The 19,334-nt window shown below is 61.4% G+C and carries 21 protein-coding genes; 8 read left to right on the top strand and 13 right to left on the bottom strand.

The genetic code is table 11. From position 1 onward, the window contains the following. Positions 1–64 precede the first annotated feature (64 nt). Positions 65–1,642, top strand: coding sequence for a YifB family Mg chelatase-like AAA ATPase (locus tag WH7805_RS10905; RefSeq protein ID WP_006043143.1), 1,578 nt, complete (start codon positions 65–67; stop codon positions 1,640–1,642). Here WH7805_RS10905 and WH7805_RS14770 read toward each other — a convergent pair. The 5 genes from WH7805_RS14770 to def all read right to left on the bottom strand — a co-directional run bounded on the left by WH7805_RS14770 (position 1,627) and on the right by def (position 3,505). Next, positions 1,627–1,770: a hypothetical protein gene (locus WH7805_RS14770; RefSeq protein ID WP_198005752.1), complete on the bottom strand. Its 144-nt coding sequence runs from the start codon at positions 1,768–1,770 to the stop codon at positions 1,627–1,629. The genes WH7805_RS10905 and WH7805_RS14770 overlap by 16 nt on opposite strands. Positions 1,771–1,857: 87 nt before the next feature. Beyond that, entirely contained in the window at positions 1,858–2,028 is a 171-nt protein-coding gene (gene rpsU / locus WH7805_RS10900; RefSeq protein WP_006043142.1) for a 30S ribosomal protein S21, read from the bottom strand. Positions 2,029–2,072: 44 nt separating this feature from the next. After that, positions 2,073–2,639, bottom strand: a complete 567-nt coding sequence (locus tag WH7805_RS10895; protein WP_006043141.1) for a DUF3747 domain-containing protein — start codon at positions 2,637–2,639, stop codon at positions 2,073–2,075. 58 nt (positions 2,640–2,697) lie between these two features. Then, positions 2,698–2,895, bottom strand: coding sequence for a hypothetical protein (locus WH7805_RS10890; RefSeq protein WP_038005425.1), 198 nt, complete (start codon positions 2,893–2,895; stop codon positions 2,698–2,700). A gap of 4 nt (positions 2,896–2,899) precedes the next feature. Then, positions 2,900–3,505, bottom strand: a complete 606-nt coding sequence (def, locus tag WH7805_RS10885) for a peptide deformylase (RefSeq protein WP_038004666.1) — start codon at positions 3,503–3,505, stop codon at positions 2,900–2,902. A 63-nt stretch (positions 3,506–3,568) separates the two neighbouring features. On the opposite strand from def, the gene WH7805_RS10880 reads away from it, so the two are divergent. Then, positions 3,569–5,503 (top strand): prolyl oligopeptidase family serine peptidase, encoded by a 1,935-nt coding sequence (locus tag WH7805_RS10880; protein ID WP_006043138.1) that lies wholly within the window; start codon positions 3,569–3,571, stop codon positions 5,501–5,503. On the opposite strand, the gene WH7805_RS13585 is transcribed toward WH7805_RS10880, so the two are convergent. From WH7805_RS13585 to mtnA, 3 genes are read right to left on the bottom strand one after another with little or no spacing between them, the layout of a single operon-like run. Next, positions 5,500–7,017, bottom strand: a complete 1,518-nt coding sequence (locus WH7805_RS13585) for an alpha/beta fold hydrolase (protein ID WP_006043137.1) — start codon at positions 7,015–7,017, stop codon at positions 5,500–5,502. The genes WH7805_RS10880 and WH7805_RS13585 overlap by 4 nt on opposite strands. A 36-nt stretch (positions 7,018–7,053) precedes the next feature. After that, positions 7,054–7,716 (bottom strand): class II aldolase/adducin family protein, encoded by a 663-nt coding sequence (locus WH7805_RS10870; RefSeq protein ID WP_006043136.1) that lies wholly within the window; start codon positions 7,714–7,716, stop codon positions 7,054–7,056. Further along, the gene (gene mtnA, locus WH7805_RS10865; RefSeq protein WP_006043135.1) at positions 7,709–8,809 is read right to left on the bottom strand and encodes an S-methyl-5-thioribose-1-phosphate isomerase; all 1,101 of its coding nucleotides are present in this window, start codon (positions 8,807–8,809) and stop codon (positions 7,709–7,711) included. The genes WH7805_RS10870 and mtnA overlap by 8 nt, the downstream gene beginning before the upstream one ends. A 14-nt stretch (positions 8,810–8,823) precedes the next feature. Between mtnA and WH7805_RS10860 the strand changes: the two genes are divergently transcribed. Together WH7805_RS10860 and WH7805_RS10855 are read left to right on the top strand one after the other, a co-directional pair. Then, positions 8,824–10,329 carry a sodium/glutamate symporter gene (locus tag WH7805_RS10860; RefSeq protein ID WP_006043134.1) on the top strand — a complete coding sequence of 502 codons (1,506 nt, stop codon included), beginning with the start codon at positions 8,824–8,826 and terminating at the stop codon, positions 10,327–10,329. Between the two features lie 83 nt (positions 10,330–10,412). Next, positions 10,413–11,159 carry a class I SAM-dependent methyltransferase gene (locus WH7805_RS10855; protein WP_006043133.1) on the top strand — a complete coding sequence of 249 codons (747 nt, stop codon included), beginning with the start codon at positions 10,413–10,415 and terminating at the stop codon, positions 11,157–11,159. Here WH7805_RS10855 and WH7805_RS10850 read toward each other — a convergent pair. The 5 genes from WH7805_RS10850 to WH7805_RS10830 form a co-directional block, all read right to left on the bottom strand. Beyond that, entirely contained in the window at positions 11,123–12,391 is a 1,269-nt protein-coding gene (locus WH7805_RS10850; RefSeq protein ID WP_006043132.1) for a SufS family cysteine desulfurase, read from the bottom strand. The genes WH7805_RS10855 and WH7805_RS10850 overlap by 37 nt on opposite strands. Beyond that, positions 12,388–13,584 carry a SufD family Fe-S cluster assembly protein gene (locus WH7805_RS10845; protein WP_006043131.1) on the bottom strand — a complete coding sequence of 399 codons (1,197 nt, stop codon included), beginning with the start codon at positions 13,582–13,584 and terminating at the stop codon, positions 12,388–12,390. The genes WH7805_RS10850 and WH7805_RS10845 overlap by 4 nt, the downstream gene beginning before the upstream one ends. 2 nt (positions 13,585–13,586) lie before the next feature. Next, positions 13,587–14,375, bottom strand: a complete 789-nt coding sequence (sufC, locus tag WH7805_RS10840) for a Fe-S cluster assembly ATPase SufC (RefSeq protein WP_006043130.1) — start codon at positions 14,373–14,375, stop codon at positions 13,587–13,589. A 68-nt stretch (positions 14,376–14,443) separates the two neighbouring features. Next, positions 14,444–15,883 carry a Fe-S cluster assembly protein SufB gene (sufB, locus tag WH7805_RS10835; protein ID WP_006043129.1) on the bottom strand — a complete coding sequence of 480 codons (1,440 nt, stop codon included), beginning with the start codon at positions 15,881–15,883 and terminating at the stop codon, positions 14,444–14,446. Positions 15,884–15,888: 5 nt separating this feature from the next. Continuing rightward, positions 15,889–16,248, bottom strand: a complete 360-nt coding sequence (locus WH7805_RS10830) for a ferredoxin-thioredoxin reductase catalytic domain-containing protein (protein ID WP_006043128.1) — start codon at positions 16,246–16,248, stop codon at positions 15,889–15,891. Between the two features lie 209 nt (positions 16,249–16,457). Between WH7805_RS10830 and WH7805_RS10825 the strand changes: the two genes are divergently transcribed. The 4 genes from WH7805_RS10825 to WH7805_RS10810 are packed head-to-tail and all read left to right on the top strand — an operon-like array spanning position 16,458 to position 19,266. Then, a complete protein-coding gene (locus tag WH7805_RS10825; RefSeq protein WP_006043127.1) occupies positions 16,458–17,531 on the top strand; it encodes a class I fructose-bisphosphate aldolase in 1,074 nt (357 codons plus the stop codon). Between the two features lie 41 nt (positions 17,532–17,572). Next, positions 17,573–18,238 carry an iron-sulfur cluster biosynthesis transcriptional regulator SufR gene (sufR, locus tag WH7805_RS10820; RefSeq protein ID WP_006043126.1) on the top strand — a complete coding sequence of 222 codons (666 nt, stop codon included), beginning with the start codon at positions 17,573–17,575 and terminating at the stop codon, positions 18,236–18,238. Beyond that, the gene (locus tag WH7805_RS10815; protein ID WP_006043125.1) at positions 18,238–18,615 is read left to right on the top strand and encodes a hypothetical protein; all 378 of its coding nucleotides are present in this window, start codon (positions 18,238–18,240) and stop codon (positions 18,613–18,615) included. The genes sufR and WH7805_RS10815 overlap by 1 nt, the downstream gene beginning before the upstream one ends. Positions 18,616–18,675: 60 nt before the next feature. After that, positions 18,676–19,266 carry a phycobiliprotein lyase gene (locus tag WH7805_RS10810; RefSeq protein ID WP_006043124.1) on the top strand — a complete coding sequence of 197 codons (591 nt, stop codon included), beginning with the start codon at positions 18,676–18,678 and terminating at the stop codon, positions 19,264–19,266. Positions 19,267–19,334 lie beyond the last annotated feature (68 nt).

Below are 19,334 nucleotides of genomic sequence, written 5' to 3'. Positions count from 1 at the left end.
GGGCTCGTTGGAGAAAGGCATGCGACGGACTGGGCATTGGATCCCTGAACCGTTTCAACCATGAATGCTTGCACGTTGCCTCAGCGCCTCTCTCCTGGGAATTGACGCCCGACCGGTCACCGTGGAGGTGGACCTGGCCCCTGGCCTGCCAGGCCTGCAACTGGTGGGCCTCCCGGACACGGCGATCCAGGAATCCAGAGAGCGGGTGCGCTCGGCCCTGCGCAACAGCGGCTTCCGTGGCCCCCTCGTGAAGGTGGTGGTGAATCTGGCGCCGGCTGATCTGCGCAAGGAAGGTCCTTGCTTCGATCTGCCGATTGCCCTCGGCCTGCTGATCGCGAGCGGTCAACTCGATTCACCCTGCCTAGAGGGCCTCTGGAGCGCAGGAGAACTGGGCCTGGACGGCCGCCTACGGCCGTGTCGAGGCATTCTCGCCATTGCCTGCCTGGCCAAATCCCAAGGAGCCCGCGGGCTGCTGGTCGCCGCGGAAGACGCGGCAGAGGCCGCCCTGGTGAAGGGTCTCAAGGTGACGGCGGCGGCATCGCTGAAGGATCTGGTCAACCGGCTCCGCGCTGGTGACCTGGTGCAGACCCCAGCAGGGCACCAACACCAAGTCCCGAGGGGTCAGTGCGCTGCTGCAGAGCGAAACGCAGCACCACCACCCCTGAACCTTCCAGCTCAACATTTGGCCCGCCAGGGGTTAGCCCTCGCGGCGGCAGGCGGGCATCACCTGCTGATGGTGGGGCCTCCGGGGTGCGGCAAGACACTGCTCGCGCAGCAATTGCCAGCTCTGCTGCCTCCTCTCGACGATGACGAGGCTCTCGACATCACCAGGCTGCACTCAATCGCGGGACTGCCTCGCAACGAGAAGCACCTAATCCGCCAACGGCCGTTCCGGGCTCCGCACCACAGCGCTTCAGCCGCTGCATTGCTTGGCGGTGGCGCGAATCCCAGGCCAGGGGAGTTGAGCCTCGCCCATGGAGGCGTGCTGTTTCTCGATGAGCTGGGAGAGTTCCCTCGAGCAGTGCTGGATCAGTTGCGGCAACCGCTCGAAGAGGGCGTGCTGATGTTGAGCCGGGCCCGGGTGCGTTGTGCTTTCCCTTGCAGAGTCACCCTGGTGGCCGCCACCAATCCATGCCCCTGTGGCTGGCACGGCGATCCTCGCTGCCGCTGCAGCGAGTCACAGGTGAAACGCTATTGGCACAGGATGTCGGGTCCCTTGCTGGATCGGCTGGATCTGCAGCTGCGACTGGAACCCCCGGCAGCGGACTCGTTGCGTCAGGTGATGGAAGAGCGCCACGGACCCATCGACAGGGACCCTCTGCCCGAGACGATCGAAGCGGCACGCCGGCAGATGCATCAACGCAACCCGAATGGATGCTGCAATCGCGACCTCTCCACCGCTGACCTCAAGCGGCACGGAGCGTTCAAGTCAGGGACCCTCACGTCCTGGGAACAGGTGCTGAAGGCGCGTCGGCTCAGCCTGCGCAGCGGGTTGAAGCTGCTGAAAGTGTCACGCACCATTGCGGACTTAGCCGGTCAAGGAGACGTGACCGTGGAACACCTTGCAACAGCGCTGTGTTTTCGCAGCTTCGACGAACAGACCCAAGACAAGTCTGCACACCACTCTCACCGCGCTGAATGAGGGCGATCCTTGTAGGGCTGGGTACCAATGGTTGGAGGCTGCGTCAGCCTCTCTTCCCGAGGATTGCCCATGGCGTGGGAGAGGGTTTCAGCAACCCAGCAGCGGAATTCCTCAAGCTTCTGACCCATTGCTCTTGCCTCACGTTCTCCTTTCAGTCTCAAGCCAACGTGAGGTCGTGCCAACGGGTTGAAATACCGGTTTCCCGGGCAGCGAACTCAGCGACGGCGACGGCGCTGCTGGGCCTTGCGCTTGTACTTCTCGATGGGCGTTTCGTGGTGACGCAGACGCTTGAGATCAGCGAAGATGCCGGCTTTGGAGACCTGGCGCTTGAAGCGACGCAGGGCTGATTCGATGCCTTCGTTTTCTCCGACCGTGACCTGAGTCATGCAATCTGCAGGGATATCCAGCTAATCAACTTAGCAAGCCAAGGTCAGGGAGCTTCCGCTGCTGGAGCAGCATCCCGATACACATACAGATGACCCAGGGTGCGTTTGCCGTACTGGCGACGCATCAGGCGCCAACCGGGCTCCATGACCAACTGAATGAAGCCATTGCCCGATCCACCTGCCTTGGCGATCAGATAGGAGGATTGAGAGGGATCTCGGGTTGGTACGGCCATGAGCTGCACATCGCTTGCCAACTTGATCACCGACAGCCGGTAACGGGTCCCCAGGTCATCGCCTCCGATCCGCAGGGAATAACCATTGCCATCGATGTAGCGATTACAGATCCCAGTGAAATCAAAGGTGGCCAGCAACGGATTCACCACAGCCGGCGCACTTCCTGACATCTCATAACAGGGCCTAGCGTTGGTGCGCTGCTCATAGATGTTGAGCTGAGAACTGGCGCCGCTGCCGATCGGAGCCGCCACCATCACGAACTTGGTCTGATCCACTTCTGCAGTGGTGAAAAGAGAGCCCTGAGCCCTGATCGGAGAGGGCAGGCCGGAAGCAACTGTGGCGGTGAGAACAGCTGCAGCGATCCGGGAAAGGGCCATTCGGAGCAAGGTGTTGTGTGTGGATGGTAAAAGTCCTGTGCAGGTTCAGCTGCCCCAATCAGGCCGGTTTATTGAGCCGAATCGCAACCAGAAGTGACCCGATGGTGGCCGGAAGGCTCAGCCCGAGAATCAGACGCGTGAGGCGCACACCGAGGTCTGGGTCGCCGTAGGCCAGCTCGAACACACAACCCGTGGCAGCGATTCCAAGCACACAGGCGAGGGCCAGGAAGAGGCCTGCGAGGGGTTTCATCGGCATGGCGTCAGGCCAGAGAGCGAACGTCATTGGGCTGGAACCCATGGTCCTTGAGTTCTTTGGTCAGGCCTCCGGCATCGGTCACCCGGTCGACGAACAAAACACCAGTGAGATGGTCCATTTCATGCTGAATGCAGCGAGCCATCAGGCCATCCGCTTTCAAGGTTTTCGGCCGCCCCATCTCATCACGAAAACTCACTTGCACAGCGCTGGGGCGCACCACATCCAGGTAGACCCCTGGAATGCTCAGGCAGCCTTCCTCGTAAGTATCGAGACTTGCACTTGCAGAAATGATCTCCGGGTTGATCAGCACCAGCGGCGGGGAACTGGCTGTTTCCGGATCCAGATCGATCACGAGCAGCTGCTGATGAACGCCAACCTGAGGAGCTGCCAGACCGATACCGCGAGCTGTATACATGCTGCGCAGCATGTCGCGCGCCAGATCACGCACGGTTTCATCCACCTTGCCGATGCGCCGGGCATCAAGCCGCAGCACGTCGTCTCCGAGGGTATGGATCTGCAGAGGAGCCGTTTCTAAAGGCTCCTTGGGGACGGCCACAGGAGAACCTGCCTTCTCAGCCGATCGTGCTAATTGGGCAAAGCTCCTAGCCAAGACCGTTCCTGCAATCTGCTGTGCTGATCTTAGGCAGTCCCCTCAACCATCGGATCGCGCGCGATGGCCACCCGCCAGCCCCTCTCCGCCCGTCAAGCACTCGGGCGGCAACCCTCACTAAAAGCACCCAGAGTTCTCGGCGACTGGCTGCTCTGGCTCGAGCAACGCCCCCAGGAGAAAGGCCGCACCACAGCCCTGCTGCGGCGATGGGGACAGCCTGATCACCCGCCCCTGGAGTTAACGCCGGCCCCCTGCAACCTGCGTTGCCGGATCCACGAATACGGCGGCGGCGCGAGTGCGGCGGCCCTCCTCGAGCATGGCCTCCTCTTCACCTGGATCGATGACAGCGATGGCTGTCTCTGGGCCCGATCCTGGAGCGGACTGTCTGGCGGAGACCCTCGATCGGTGGTGGCGGAAGGAGCTGCCAGGCGCCTGACGGCGCCAGGAGATGGCCTGCTGGGCGGTGGGGTGATCGATTCGAAGCGGCACCGGTGGATCGGCGTGATGGAGCAGGGCGGACGGGACGACCTGGTGCATGTGGCGCTCGACTGCATAGATCAGACGCCGGTTGTGCTGCACCCCGCGGCGGATTTCGCGGGATACCCAGCAATCAGCCCTGATGGAGACCAGCTGGCTTGGGTGGAGTGGGAGCAACCCGCCATGCCCTGGGATGCCGCCGCACTGCGATGGGCATCCATCAAGGCCAACGGTGATCTCGGCACCGTTGGCACGCTGGCCGGGAGCAGGCCAGGAGCTGAGCTTCCAACCTCCATCTTCCAGCCGCTTTGGCTTCCTGATGGCCAGTTGATCGTGGCGGAGGACGGCAGTGGCTGGTGGAATCTGATGCGGCACCCGGATCCCGGCGCCCCCTCGCAGAGCTGGGAACGGCTCTGGCCCATGCAGGCGGAAACGGCGATGCCGCAATGGGTGTTCGGAATGAGCACTACAGCCTGGGATGGTGAGCAGCTGCTCGCCGCAGTGTGTAGCGAAGGCCGTTGGCAGTTGAAGCGTCTCGGAGCCGATGGCTCGGTCAGCCCGGTGAACCAACCCTTCGACGACCTTGCAGAGCTGCATGCCGACGCAGGCCGGGCCGTGGCGATCGCTAGCAACAGCACGACTGGGCAGGGGCTGTTGGAACTGCACATCGCCAGTGGACGCTGGAGCCATACGCCGGCTTCAGACGCGGTGTTGGAACCCGAGCACATCAGCATCGCCGAACCACTCTGGTTCGAGGGGACGGACGGCCAACGCTCCCACGCTTGGTACTACCCGCCCTGCGGTGGTGCCTCGCCAAACACGCCCCTGCTGGTGAAAAGCCACAGCGGTCCAACGTCCATGGCCCGCCGCGGCCTCAGCCTCGGCATTCAGTTTTGGACCACCCGCGGCTGGGGCGTCGTGGATGTGAATTACGGGGGCTCCACTGGGTTCGGGCGGGCTTATCGCGAACGACTCAACGGTGGATGGGGCGTGGTGGATGTGCAGGACTGCGCCGCTGCGGCACAAGCCGTGATCGCCAGCGGACGCGCCCACCCGCAGCGGGTCGCCATTGAAGGGGGCAGCGCCGGCGGCTTCACAACCCTGGCCTGCCTCTGCTTCACGGATGTCTTTCAGGTGGGGGCCTGCCGTTATGCGGTCAGCGACCTCATGGCGCTGGCCTCTGAAACCCACCGCTTCGAGGCCCGCTATCTCGACGGTCTGGTGGGTGCATGGCCCCAGGAACGCAACCGTTATCAGAAGCGTTCACCCCTGCACCACGCCGATCGCATCCGCTGTCCGGTGATCTTCTTTCAGGGTTTGAAGGACAAGGTGGTGGTGCCGGAGCAAACGGAGCGGATGGCAGCGGCCCTGCGCAGCAACGGCGTTCCGGTGGAGGTGCACACCTACGCAGAGGAAGGGCATGGCTTCCGAGACAGTGCCGTGCAGGTGGATGTGCTCGAGGCAACGGAAGCCTTCTTCCGCCATCACCTCAGGCTCGATCAACCTGAAGGGAAGACCTAAGGCACAGCCTGCAGATCTTTGGCCGTCTCGTAGGCACAAACCTGATCCTGCTCAGGAACCCTGGCCGTCAACAAATAGTCGGTAACCGCCACCTCCACACAATCCGACTGAGCATTGAGATAAATGCCATGTTCCTGGCCCACAACCTGCAACGTCCTCATTGAAGGGAACGCTCTCGCCATCTCTATTGACCAATGCCAGGGAGTTGAACCATCCCAGTTCGATCCAGTGATCAATCCGGAAACATCGGAGACATTGAATGGAGCGCGAGGAATGGGATCGGTTGAGGGCAGCTCCTCATAGCCACTGCAGATGGCTAGAAAATTCACAGCTAGCGATCCTCCATAAATAGGAGCGCGACGCGTCAGTTCTGACAGGCCATGGCGTTGAGCTTCCATCTCAGGACGCTGCGGAAAGTCTTGGCACGCAACGGCAGAGAAACCTGCTGCTGCATTCCCATCCACGGGATCACTCCGAAAAACAGGTTGCTGCAGATCCTCAAGAGCTGCGGCCCGTTGCGTTCCGCTGCTGAACACGGCCTGATCCACGGTCATGATCAGCGTGCGTCCATAACTTCCTGCCAAGCGTGAAATTGGGAGAAACTGAATGAGGCGATCCAAAAAATCCCAGCGCGTGTAAACCGAGCCATCGGGCAGGCGTAACGACTGGCGCTCGAGGGACTTCAGGGCACGGTCAAATTTGTACGCCAGATCTGGATTGGCCTGCAGGAAGAATCGAAGACTGTCGTCAGGGGCAAGGCTGGAATGACTCAGGCCCTCCAAACCAAGCCAAGGGCTCACGTTGCCATCAAGCACTAGAGCCCTGACCCGGTTTGGGAACAGCGCGGCATAGGTCGAGCCGATGACCGTTCCGTAGGAAACACCCCAGAACGTGAGTGTCGTGTCACCGACCGATGCCCGCAATGCTTCAAGGTCATGGACTGTCTCCACAGTCCCCATGCCCTGAATGAGCTCCCGATGTCTCACGATGCAGTCCCGGTTGGCCTCAGCCAACTGCTGCTGTCGGGTCATCAGCACCTGATCCCAAGCGACCCTTCCAGTTGCCGGTCGTTGGGGCATGCCCACCGAGCAATTCTCAAGTGCGGGCGAAGACTGACCAATGCCACGCGGGTCCCAGGTGATGAAATCAAACGAGCGACGGATGGCATCAGGCAGCAACAGCCCTTTCCAGGAACTGCCATGACCTGATTGACCAGGACCTCCAGGATTGAAGAACAACGTTCCAATTTTCTGGTCAGCAGGCCCGGTTGCAGGCAGCCGGAACACAGCCAGATCCACCTGAGGTCCGTCCGGATTCAGATGACGGAGCGGTCGCTGCAAGGTGGAGCAATCAAAGCCCTGCTTGGCGAGCCTCTCGAGACGACATGGCCCCCACTGCAGCTCTTTTGAATCACGGGCTGCTGCCAGAACAGACGGTGTCAGGCCCGCCAACACAAGCAAGGGGAGTAACCCCTTGAAGATCGGCATGTGCACGCAGTTCCGCTCCATCGCCATCACCCCGCTCTCGACCCTGGGTTTAGCAGGGATCCATCACTGGGTCCGTCCCTGCGACTGGCCGTAATGGAGGCCACGGAACTGGGCATGCACCGCATCCATCTGTGCCGAGGTCAGCAGAGGCGGTTCCCCGAGCTGAAGCGCCTGCAGGTACATCCGAGCCAAGGTCTCCACTTCCACGGCAATGCTCAGAGCCTGATCCAGGCTTTCACCGGCACTCACGAGACCATGCCTGGCCAAGAGGCAGGCCTTGCGATCAACCATCGCCTCAACAGTGAAGCGCGAGAGCTCCTGCGTTCCGAAGGTGGCGTAGGGCGCACAGCGGATGTCGTCGCCGCCGGCCACCGCAGTCATGTAGTGGAACGGTGGTATGCCCCGATCGTGGCAGGCCAGAGCTGTTCCATGGATCGGATGGCAGTGCAACACAGCCTGCAGTTCTGGCCGAGCCGCAAGCACATCCGCGTGCAGGCGCCATTCGGACGACGGGCGACGACGACTCTCGGCCGAAAGCGATCCATTGAAATCGATCGCCACCAGATCATCAGACTCCATCTGCTCGTAAGGCAACGAGCTGGGTGTGATCAGCAAGCCACCGGGAATGCGGGCGGAGAGATTACCGGAGGTGCCCTGGTTAAGCCCCGAGGCATTCATGCGCCTGGCCAACGCCACCATCTGCTCACGCAGCGCCTGCTCAGGCATTCGCATACAACCTTCTAAGGCCGGTCTCACTGGCCTCCGCCACACCCCGTTCCGTGATCAGACCAGTCACAAGGCGGGCTGGGGTGACGTCAAAGGCGGGATTGAACCCCTTGCTGCCATCGGGTGTGAGCTGCACACGAGTGATCACTCCGTCCGTGCCGCGCCCCTGAATGTGGGTCACCTCCTCGGCAGACCGGGCTTCAATCGGGATGTCAGCCACACCGTCATCCAAGCTCCAGTCGATCGTGGAAGCAGGAAGTGCCACGTAAAACGGAACGCCGTTGTCGTGGGCGGCCAGGGCCTTCAGGTAAGTGCCGATCTTGTTGCAGACATCGCCGCGGCGCGTGGTGCGGTCGGTGCCAACGATCACCGCATCAACCTCACCATGCTGCATCAGATGGCCGCCGGCGTTGTCGACGATCACCGTGTGAGGGACACCCTCCCGCCCCAGCTCATAGGCGGTGAGTGAAGCCCCTTGGTTCCGAGGACGGGTCTCATCCACCCACACATGAATGTTGAGTCCGGCGCGATGGGCCTTGTAGACGGGAGCCAGAGCAGTGCCCCAATCCACGGTGGCCAGCCAGCCGGCGTTGCAGTGGGTCAGCACCTGGAAGGGCATCCCCTGCCGTGCCTGGGGGCGAGCCGCCGCCAGCCTCTGGAAGACCTCAAGGCCGTGATCGCCGATGGCCGCACACATCGCCACGTCCTCCTCGGCGATCAGACCCGCCTCCTGCCTGGCCGCGCCAGCCCGTTGTTCCGGCGGCAGGGGACGCACCCGATCGTGCACGCGCTCCAGGGCCCAGCGCAGATTCACCGCTGTGGGCCTGGTGGCGTTGAGCTGGTCAAAAGCCGCTGTCAGTGCCGCATCCTCGGGATCATCCTGCAGAGCCAGCATCAGCCCGTAGGCACCGGTCACGCCGATGAGCGGAGCGCCGCGAACCACCATCGTGCGGATGGCCTCGGCCGCCTGCGCACAGGTGCTGAGGGTGAGAGTTCGAAACTGATGGGGGAGCTGGGTTTGGTCGATCACCCACACCGAGCGACCGCCTGGTTCAAGCCCGATGGTGCGCCAGGCCTGGCCATCAATGTTCATTTGATGCGCAATGGGTGACCCAGCCAATCTGCCTGGCCGGTCACCCCCGCGAACCAACGGTGCCACCGAGATGGCAACCTGCCGGCACTCACGCAACCTTTATGGGGCTCAAGCTGTTCGACGTGCTGGTGGCCTTTGCCGGCCTGAGCCTGCTGCTGCTGGCGGGGATGGCCCTTCGTCAAAGGCTGCGCTGGCTGCGTGCTCTGGGCATTCCCGAGGCCCTGGTCGCTGGTCTGCTGGGGTTGCTGGTCGGTCCTTTCGGGCTTTGGTCGGTGTTCCCTGATGCGGTTTACAGGGTGTGGAGCCAGACCCCTGGCGTGCTGATCTCCCTGGTGTTCGCCACCTTGTTCCTTGGACAAAGACTGCCCAGCCCAAGGGTGATCTGGAACCGGGCTGCAGGACAGACCGCATTCGGCATGGTGCTGGGTTTCGGTCAGTACCTGGTGGGAGCACTGTTGGTGCTGGGGGTGCTCCAGCCCCTGTTTGGCACTGATCCCCTGATGGCTGCTTTGATTGAAGTGGGCTTCGAGGGCGGTCACGGCACCGCCGCCGGCATGGGCCCCACCTTCACAGAGCTGGGGCTGCCCTCCGGGGAAACCCTGGGTCTTGCCATGGCCACGGTGGGGGTTCTGACCGCCGTGCTGCTCGGCAGCACTCTGGTGGTGATCGGACGCAGTCGCCGCTGGTTATCCCAGGGTGAGAGCGAAGCCGCCAGCAGCGCCTCTGCCACTCCGCTGATGCGGACAGGCGACGGCGATCCGATGTCAGCGGATGAACGACTCGCTCTGGAGACGGCTGCCGGAACCGTGGAGTCCGAGCGAACGCAGTCGATGACCATCGATGCGCTCACGGTGAACGGGGCTCTCGCCGGAGGCGGCGTCGGTTTAGGAATTCTGCTCAAAGCAGGGCTCACCCAGCTGGGTGGACTCGCTGGAGGCGAAGCCACAGCCAGGCTGCTGGCCGCGATTCCCGTCTTTCCTCTGGCGATGGTGGGGGGATTGATCGTTCAGGTTCTGCTGCAGCGAAGTCGCCAGACCCGCCTGGTGTCTCCTGTGGCCCAGGCCAGCATCGGCTCCCTGGCGATGGATCTCCTGATCACAGCCGCCATGGCCAGCCTCAACCTGCCGCTTCTGGAGGAGAACTGGCTTCCATTCGCGCTGCTCGCTGCAGCAGGTCTCACCTGGAATGTCTGCGCATTCCTCTGGTTGGCGCCGCGCATTTTTGGCGACCACTGGTTCGAGCGTGGCATTGCAGACTTCGGTCAGGGCACAGGCGTGACGGCCACAGGGTTGCTGTTGCTGCGCATGGCTGACCCCTTCGGACGCAGCCGCACCATGGAGGCGTTCTCCTTCAAACAATTGCTGTTCGAACCTTTCCTCGGCGGCGGGCTGGTGACAGCCCTATCCCCCTTGCTGATCGTGAGCTGGGGTCTGCCCCGCTTCAGCGTGGTCGCCCTGCTTCTCACCCTGGCCTCGCTGCTGCTGGGTCTGCGTCTCGGGCGGCAGCGCCAACGGAGCTGACGGTCGGGATGTCGGGATCCCCGCCCCCTGTCCCCTGTCCCCTGACGCCGCTGTCAGCCTGAAGGAAACGGGAGACAGGAAAGGTGAGCCTGTTTGAACAGCAGTGGCAGACCTACCGCACCGTGCTCGAGCACGACGCCATGGAACACCGGGCGGCGGCGGCCGCTACGGCCGAGGCGCTGCAGGCCTGGCTGGCGGAACGACCCGCTCACCGGTCCCCACCATCCCTCGTGGATCTTGGCTGCGGCGACCTGGCCCGCATGGCCGACATCTTCAGGACCTTGCCACTGGGTACCTACACAGGCCTGGACCTGACAGCGTCGGTACTGCCTCTGGCCGCCAGAGCGATGGGTGAGGCGCCGTTCCCCTGCACATGGCAGCAAGGCGATCTCCTCGATTGGGCGGAACGGCCCACTCCTCTGGCGGAGGGCAGCAAGCCTGAGCGCGTGGATGTGATTCATTCCGCTTTCGCGATTCACCACCTCAGCGACAGCCAAAAAATTCAGTTTCTGCGGGGAGCCAGGAATCGGATCAAGCCCGACGGCTTGCTGCTGTGGGTGGATGTGTTCCAGAACGCCGACGATTCCAGGGAGACCTACCTCGATCGTTACATCGATCGGGTGCGCGACTGGCCCGCGCTCAACACCCTGCAGACCAAAGCCATTGTTGAACACATGCAGGAGTTCGACTGGCCGGCCCAACGCGGCACGATCGAGACGATCGCAGCCCAAGAGGGCTGGAGCTGGCGCTGGGCCTGGAGCAGCTCCCATGGGAGCGAGGCTCTCGCCGTGCTTCAGCCGTGCTCCCTGAAGAACGCGAGCACGCCTTGAAGCTCAGCCGCAAAACGATCGATCTCCTCAAACGTCGTGGTGAAGCTGAGACTGGCCCTGGCCGAGCCAGTCACGTTGAAATGCCGATGCAGGGGCTGGCAGCAGTGATGTCCGCTGCGGATGCAGATTCCAGCGAGATCCAGCATGGAGGCGATGTCGTTGGCGTGGACACCATCAACCAGAAATGTGGCGAGGGCTCCCCGTCCAGGCTGCTGCTCAGGGGTGGGACCAAGGATGAACAGCCCCTCGATGCTCTCGAGCTTGTGAAACAGATGGCACGTGAGTTGCGCTTCCCAGGCAGCGATCTGCTCAAGCCCAAGTTCTTCCAGGTAAGCGATCGCCGCACCCATCCCCACCGCTTCGCCAATGGCGGGGGTACCTGCCTCGAACTTATGGGGCAGAGACGCCCAGGTGCTGTGATCGAGGTACACATCCTGGATCATTTCTCCACCTCCCAGAAACGGAGGCATGGCCTCGAGCAGCTCTTTTCGCGCCCAAAGAAAGCCCATTCCAGTAGGACCGCACAGCTTGTGGGAGGACCCCACGAGGAAATCAGCTCCCAGGCGCTGCACATCGGTGGATTGGTGGGCCAGGCTCTGGCAGGCGTCAACGAGCATGAGAGCACCGACACCATGAGCTAAAGCCGCGATCTCCTCCACTGGATTGCGACACCCGAGGGTGTTGCTGATGTGCACAAGGCTCACCAATCGAGTGCGCTTGTTGAGCTGCCGGCGAAGGTCATCGAGGTCGAGCTCTCCACTCCCGGTGATCCCCACATGACGCAGCACGCAACCCGTGCGCTGGGCAAGCTGCTGCCAGGGAACGAGATTGCTGTGGTGCTCCATCACGCTGAGCAGCACCTCATCGCCGGCCTGAAGGTTGTCATCTCCCCAGGTGCGTGCGACCAGATTGATGGCCTCGGTGGCATTGCGGGTGAACACCACCTCCTCAGGGCCGGCAGCCCCCAGGAATCGGGCGACAGCAGCGCGGGCCCCCTCAAAGGCATCCGTGGCACGGGCGCTGAGCTGATGTGCTCCCCGGTGCACATTGGCGTTGTCGCAGCTGTAGTAGCTGCGCAGGGCGTCGAGCACTACCTGGGGCTTCTGACTGGTCGCCGCGTGGTCGAGATAGACCAAAGGATCACCTTGAGCGGACACCTGAGCCAAGATCGGAAAATCGGCACGAGTCCGTTCCGCAAGCGTTACGCCAATGTCACGAGAAAGTGTGGTCATAGGGGGCGGGCGGGATCCTTGACGGCAGAGGATGCCAGCCAGGAGGGCGCCACTGAAGGAAGACGATCCACCACATCGCAGCAGTAGCCCTTCAGCAACAGCGCAGCAGCTTCATCAGCAGCCACGCCTCGGCTGCGCAAGTAAAACAGCTGATCCTGCTGCAGCTGGCTGACCGTGGCTCCGTGGGCACAACGCACATCGTCGGCCACGATCTCCAGCTCTGGCTTGGCATCGACGCGGGCCTGACTGGACAGCAGCAGATTGCGGCTGAGCTGGGATGCATCCGTGCGCTGCGCAGCCCGGGGCACCTGAATCGCACCATTGAAGATGCTGTGAGACCGATCAGCCGCCACTGCTTTCTGAAGCTGATCGAGTGATCCCTCCGGGCCTTGAAAGCAAACGCCGGTATGGGTGGCAAATTGTTCATCCCCACCGGTCATCGCCAGACCATTCAGCCGGGTGGTGGCCTGTCCATCCACCTGCAGCACCCGGGGCTCCAGCCTGCCGAAGCGCCAACCACGGCAAACACTCACGAAGTCATAGCTGCTGCGAGGTTCCTGCTCCACCGCCAGATGAGCAAGCAGAGAGGTGTCACCACTCGCACTGGCCAGAAGACCGTGGCGCAGACGAGCCTCCTGCCCGAGATGCACCTCAATCACGTGGCTGTGGGCCAAAGGTGCAGCTGCGTTGTCGCGTTCGGCTGGAATCACCTGAAGCAAGTCCAGCTCCGCTTTTTCCTCCAGAAGCAGGAGTACCCGCGTAGCAATCAGGCCATCGCCTGCAGCCAGCACGATCTCGAGAGGGGCCACCGAGCCACGCACCCGCAGAGCCAAGACGCGCCGACTGTGGGCATGGTTGAGTTCCACGGGCCAAACCTCGGCACAACCGCAGCGATCCAGGGTGTGTCCAAGGGCCTGCTCAAGCTCGGCCTCGCTCAGAGGCGACACGCCCTCTGGAAGCTGAATCCCCTCCAGGGGATCGGAATCTGTCCCGATCACAAGGCGGATGACACCCTGGTCAACCGACGGCCAGGAACTCTGATCGGCGCCTGCGACATGTGGAAGGGACGCCATCGCCTTCAGCCGCTTGAGATCCGTGAGCCGCCAGGCTTCCTGACGTCGGGTTGGCAAGCCGAGCTTCTCGAGGTTGGCCTGCCCTCGCTTCTGAACTGGTGCCAACACGGTGTTGACCATGATCAGGACACTCCCTCGGTCGCCAGCTGCTCATCCACCCAGTCGTACCCGATCTGCTCAAGCTCCACCGCCAGTTCCCTGCCACCGGTCCGCAGAATCCGGCCTGCAGCCATCACGTGGACGTAGTCGGGAGTGATCTCATCCAGCAAACGCTGGTAATGGGTGATCAAAATCGATGCTGTGTCTGGGCTGGAGAGCTGATTCACCCCGCCGGCAACGATGCGTAGAGCATCGATATCGAGTCCGGAGTCTGTTTCATCAAGGATGGAGATCACTGGCTCGAGCAAAGCCATCTGCAGGATTTCATTGCGTTTTTTCTCTCCCCCCGAAAACCCCTGATTGACGCTTCGCTCAAGGAAGGCAGGATCCATCTGGACCACCTTGAGCTTCTCGCGCACATGGTCTTCGAACTCGAAGGTGTCAAGCTCTTCTTGGCCCTGCGTGTCCCGGCGAGCATTGGTGGCCACCCTTAGAAATTCCAGGTTGCTGACCCCGGGAATCTCAACCGGATACTGAAATCCGAGGAACACGCCGAGGCGTGCCCGTTCCTCTGGTTCGAGCGCGAAGAGATCATCACCGCGGTAACGCACGGATCCTCCAGTGACGCGGTAAGAAGGATGGCCGGCGAGAATCTTGGAGAGGGTGCTTTTGCCGCTGCCGTTACGTCCCATCACCGCATGGACCTCACCGGCACGAACCTGCAGGTTCACGCCTTTGAGGATGGGCTGATCCTCCACGGAAGCATGCAGGTCGGAAATGTCGAGAAGCAGCTCGGCGTCGGGACGAATCACGGTGGAAGAAAAGGTGGAAAAGAAGAAGGAGTGAAAAGAAAGAAACTTGAGCTGAAGCGGTGCAGGCGTCAGCCCACGGAGCCCTCGAGCTTGAGGGCAAGGAGCTTGTCAGCTTCAGCAGCGAATTCCATCGGCAGCTGGTTGAACACATCGCGGCAGAAGCCACTCACCATCATCGATACAGCCTCTTCGAAACCGATTCCTCGACTTTGAAGATAAAAGAGCTGGTCTTCGGAGATTCTGCAGGTGCTGGCTTCGTGCTCCACCGCTGAATCAGGCTGCTGGGAGCGGATGTAGGGATAAGTGTTGGCACCGGCCTGATCACCGATCAACATCGAATCGCACTGGCTGTAATTCCTGGCGCCGGACGCACCCGGACCGATCTGTACCAAACCGCGATAGCTATTGCTGGAGTGACCGGCACTGATGCCTTTGCTCACAATCGTGGAGCGGGTGCGTGGTCCAACATGAACCATCTTGGTTCCGGTATCGGCCTGCTGGCGGTTGTTGGTGAGAGCCACGGAATAGAACTCGCCAACCGAGTCGGCTCCTTGAAGAACACAGCTCGGATATTTCCAAGTGATCGCCGAGCCTGTTTCCACCTGAGTCCAGCTGATGCGACTCCGCGCGCCACGGCACTGGCCCCGCTTGGTCACAAAGTTGTAAATCCCGCCCACCCCGTTCTCATCGCCGGCGTACCAGTTCTGAACCGTGGAATATTTGATCGAAGCGTCATCCAGCGCCACAAGCTCGACAACGGCCGCATGCAGCTGGTTGGTATCGAACATCGGCGCGGTGCATCCCTCGAGGTAACTCACCGAAGCCCCCTCCTCGGCAACAATCAGCGTGCGCTCAAACTGCCCTGTATCCCCTGAATTAATGCGGAAATACGTGGAGAGCTCCATCGGGCACTCCACACCCTTAGGGATGAACACAAAGGACCCATCACTGAACACAGCGGAATTGAGAGCCGCGAAGTAGTTGTCGTTGCTGGCCACCACAGTGCCCAGGTAGCGCTCGATCAGGGCGGGGTGTTCCTTGACCGCCTCACTGAAGGAGCAGAACACCACACCGTGCTCTGCAAGCTTCTCCTTGTAGGTCGTGGCAATGGACACACTGTCAAAGACAGCATCCACGGCCACATTGCTCAAACGCTTCTGCTCGCTCAGAGGAATTCCGAGCTTGTCAAAGGTCTCCAGAAGCTTGGGGTCGACCTCATCGAGGCTGGCTTTTTTGTCTTGCTGCTTCGGGGCTGCGTAGTAAATGATGTCCTGGTAGTCGATCGGCGGATACCCGAGCGCAGCCCAGTCGGGTTCCTCGAGGGTGAGCCAATGCCGAAATGCCTTCAGACGGAACTGGAGCAGAAAATCGGGTTCATCTTTTTTTCCCGAGATCAGACGCACCACGTCCTCACTGAGACCTTTAGCGATCTTGTCGGTCTCGATCTCGGTCACGAAGCCGTATTTGTACGGCTGGCTGACAAGATCCCGTGTGGACGTGGAGGTCATGGCAATCAGCCGGCAGTGGCGTGAATGGTTTCGGTAGTGATCGTCTGATCGTCACCCCGGAAAGGGTTGTCCTCCGTGAGGAACAGCATGCAGTGGCATTCCTTGCGCTCACGCATCGGCACGCAAGGACAGTTCCAGAACGCCTGAGACACCTCCGCTTCCTTGTCCTCGTAATGGCGGCAGGGACAGAGCGCACCACCGAGTTCATCCTTATGACGCGCTAGTCCTTTCAGCACGACAGCAGTCACACCAGGATCGCTACAGAAATAAGTCCCTGTGCGCTGGGCGTAGGTCTCAGCAAATTTACGGATGACCTCAAGGCTCTCAACAGTCGGTTCTGAAGTGCCGGCAGGGGCGTCTGTCATGGCGCGGAATGGGGCTTTGGGGGAACGGAACCGGGGGAGATACGAAACCCATTGGTTTCGTTTTTGGAGCCTAGAGCACGGATCCATCACCCGACGGATCCGCCCATTGTGAATGACACCAGATCACCATCTCAGGAGGCGATGTCGCCCATGCACTGACGGAGTGGCGGGCTGTCATTACCTTCGGCGCAATACCACCGTTATCCGCCATGGCCATTGCCAACCGCCCGCTCAGCGACTGGCTTGGAGCCGAAGCTGAATTGATCCTGAACACGCCGCCAAGGGTGAGCAGAGAACAACTCCACCTACCCAACACCCACGTGGTGGATCGATTCAGCCTGTCGGACCGCAATCCGCAGGTATTGCGAAGCATTCAACAGATGTATGGGAGTGGTCGCTTAGCCAACACCGGGTACCTGTCCATCCTCCCGGTCGACCAGGGCATCGAACACTCTGCAGCTCACTCCTTCGCCCCCAACCCCGACTATTTCGATAGCGAGGCGATCGTCGAGCTGGCTGTCGAGGCCGGCTGCAATGCCGTGTGCTCCACTCTCGGCGTTCTGGGTTCCGTGGCCCGGAAGTGGGCGCACCGCATTCCCTTCATGGTGAAGGTGAACCACAACCAACTGCTCACGGCACCGAACGTGCATGAGCAAATCTTGTTCGCATCGGTGGACCAGGCCTGGAACATGGGTGCCGTGGCCATCGGTGCCACCATTTATTTCGGGAGCGACGACTGCAACAGGGAGCTGCAACAGATTGCTGCCCTGTTCGAACATGCCCACGATCGCGGCCTGGCCACGGTGCTCTGGTGCTATCTGCGCAATCCGATCTTCAAACAGCCCGAAGCCGATTACCACCTCTCCGCAGACCTCACCGGTCAAGCGGTCCACCTCGGGGTCACAATCGGTGCCGACATCATCAAGCAAAAGCTGCCGGCCAACAACGGTGGCTACCCCGCTGTAGCCAAAGCTCTCGGCCAGTCTTTTGGCATGACAGACGATCGCATCTACAGCGAGCTGTCGAGTGAGAATCCAGTCGATCTTTGCCGTTACCAGGTTCTCAATTGCTACGCAGGCCGGATCGGCCTGATCAACAGCGGCGGTGCCTCTGGCAGTGACGACATGCATGAAGCGATCCGTACAGCCGTCATCAACAAACGAGCCGGGGGCAGCGGACTGATCATGGGACGCAAAGCATTCCAGAAGCCTCGGCAGGAGGGCGTGGATCTGATCCACGCGGTTCAGGACGTGTATCTGAGTCCCGAAGTCACCATCGCTTGAGTCCTGATCCCGTGGCATGGTGAGAAGACCATCCCGACGTCATGGGCGCTCCATCCCAGGCACCCACCCGCGAAGCGACGCTCACCCTGCTGCTTCGGCAGGGTGAAATCGATGCGGCCGGACTGGCCAGCCAGCTGGGAATCTCAGTGCAAGCCATGCGGCGGCATCTGCGCACGCTCGAAGAGGAAGGGCTGGTGGAATCCACCGCGGTAACCGCGGGACCAGGGCGCCCGTCCAACCTCTGGCATCTGACCGCCCGCGGGCATCAGCACTTTCCTGACGGGAGCGAAACCTTCGCCCTCGGGTTGCTGGACTCCTTAGCCCAAAGCCTCCCTCCCGAGATGCTGGGCGCCCTGCTCATGCAGCAGGCTCACGAAAAAGCCGATCAGTACAGGCGGCATCTCGGTGATGCTCCTCTTGAACAACGGGTCCGTGCCCTCGTTGATCTGCGCAGCCGCGAGGGATACGTCAGTGACATGGCGCCTGCGGAGGATGGATGCGGGTGGTGCATCAGTGAATTTCACTGCTCTGTCCAGCGAATCGCTGAAGCATTCCCCGCCATTTGTGATCAAGAACTTCAGTTGATCAGACTCACGTTCCCCGACTGCCGGGTGGAGCGGGTGCACTGGCGCCTGGAATCGGGCCACTCCTGTGGCTTTCAGATCAGCCCTGTGGGCAACCATTCAGAAACGAAGACCCCGTCGTGATGGAGTCTTCAACACTGAACGGACCTCTCACCCGAGAAGAGGCCGAGAGGATCGAAGCCACACTTCTTCCAACACTGGATCGGCATCATCTGCGCTTGCAGGCGCACTGCCTGGCAACCCTGAAATCCATCGCAGCGCCGCGCCGTCAGGGACCGCTCCCCAGCAATGAAGAGATTCAGGTCTGGTGCGGGGAGCAACCTGCGCTTCGCGACGATTCGGAGTTCCAAGACGAACTGCTCAGACAGTTTCAGGTGATTTCCAACCAGCTCAACACCCTGGCGGACGCTTGTGGACTCACCCCCCTCGAGCTCACCCTCGAGGCACTGATCGACAAGGCCGAAGCCGCGAGTCGTCGACGTCTTCAAGAGAAAAGCTGAAGCAACTGGTCCCAATCGCTGCGGACCTCCTGTAATCATCAGTGAAGCTCTGCTCCCACCATGACTCTGGAGATTCCCAACGCGCTGAGCTTCTTCCGGCTCAGCTGCGGGCAATGGCGATCCCAGCGCAGCGTTCACCACCTTCTGCACCGGCGTGCGGAAGCCGGAGGGTCACTGATCGTGGTTGACGACCTTCTGCCAAGCGATGACCGCCTTGTGGCGATGGCCCGGCAACATGGGCAAGATCCCGAGCGGATCATTGGCGGAAGCCATGTTCGCTGGAGCGCCAACATGGCGTGGGATCGCGATGGCGATGCGCACGACGGTGAAACCTGCTTCGCCCTGATTGATAGCGGTGATGGTGACCGCAGCGGCACCTTGCTGAGAGATCAGGGTTACGCCGAGAAAGCTCCTGCGACATCAACCTTCAACATGGATGACCGCGACGGCCTGATCCTGCGCACGAGCTACGAGATGATGACGGTGTGGGAGCGGTTCAGCTTCTGCGGACCCGATGTGAGAGTGCGGTCGAGCACCGTGGAAGGCTTGTCGAACAATGCATCCTTCTGCATCGAGACACGCCTCTCTGAAGCAAGAGCCACAACCGTTGCTGCTGTCCCTGGACCAGTGAACTCGCTGTTCGGCTGGTGAGATTCACTGTTACGGACTGTGAGGCGGAGGTGGGCAGTGGAGAGGTGCGTTGACTCGCACTTCTACGA

Origin of the sequence: Synechococcus sp. WH 7805, assembly GCF_000153285.1 — a bacterium.
In the GTDB taxonomy this organism is placed as follows: Bacteria; Cyanobacteriota; Cyanobacteriia; order PCC-6307; family Cyanobiaceae; genus Synechococcus_C.
The sequence above is the reverse complement of the archived record's forward strand: the minus strand, read 5'-3'. Positions and strand labels throughout refer to the sequence as shown.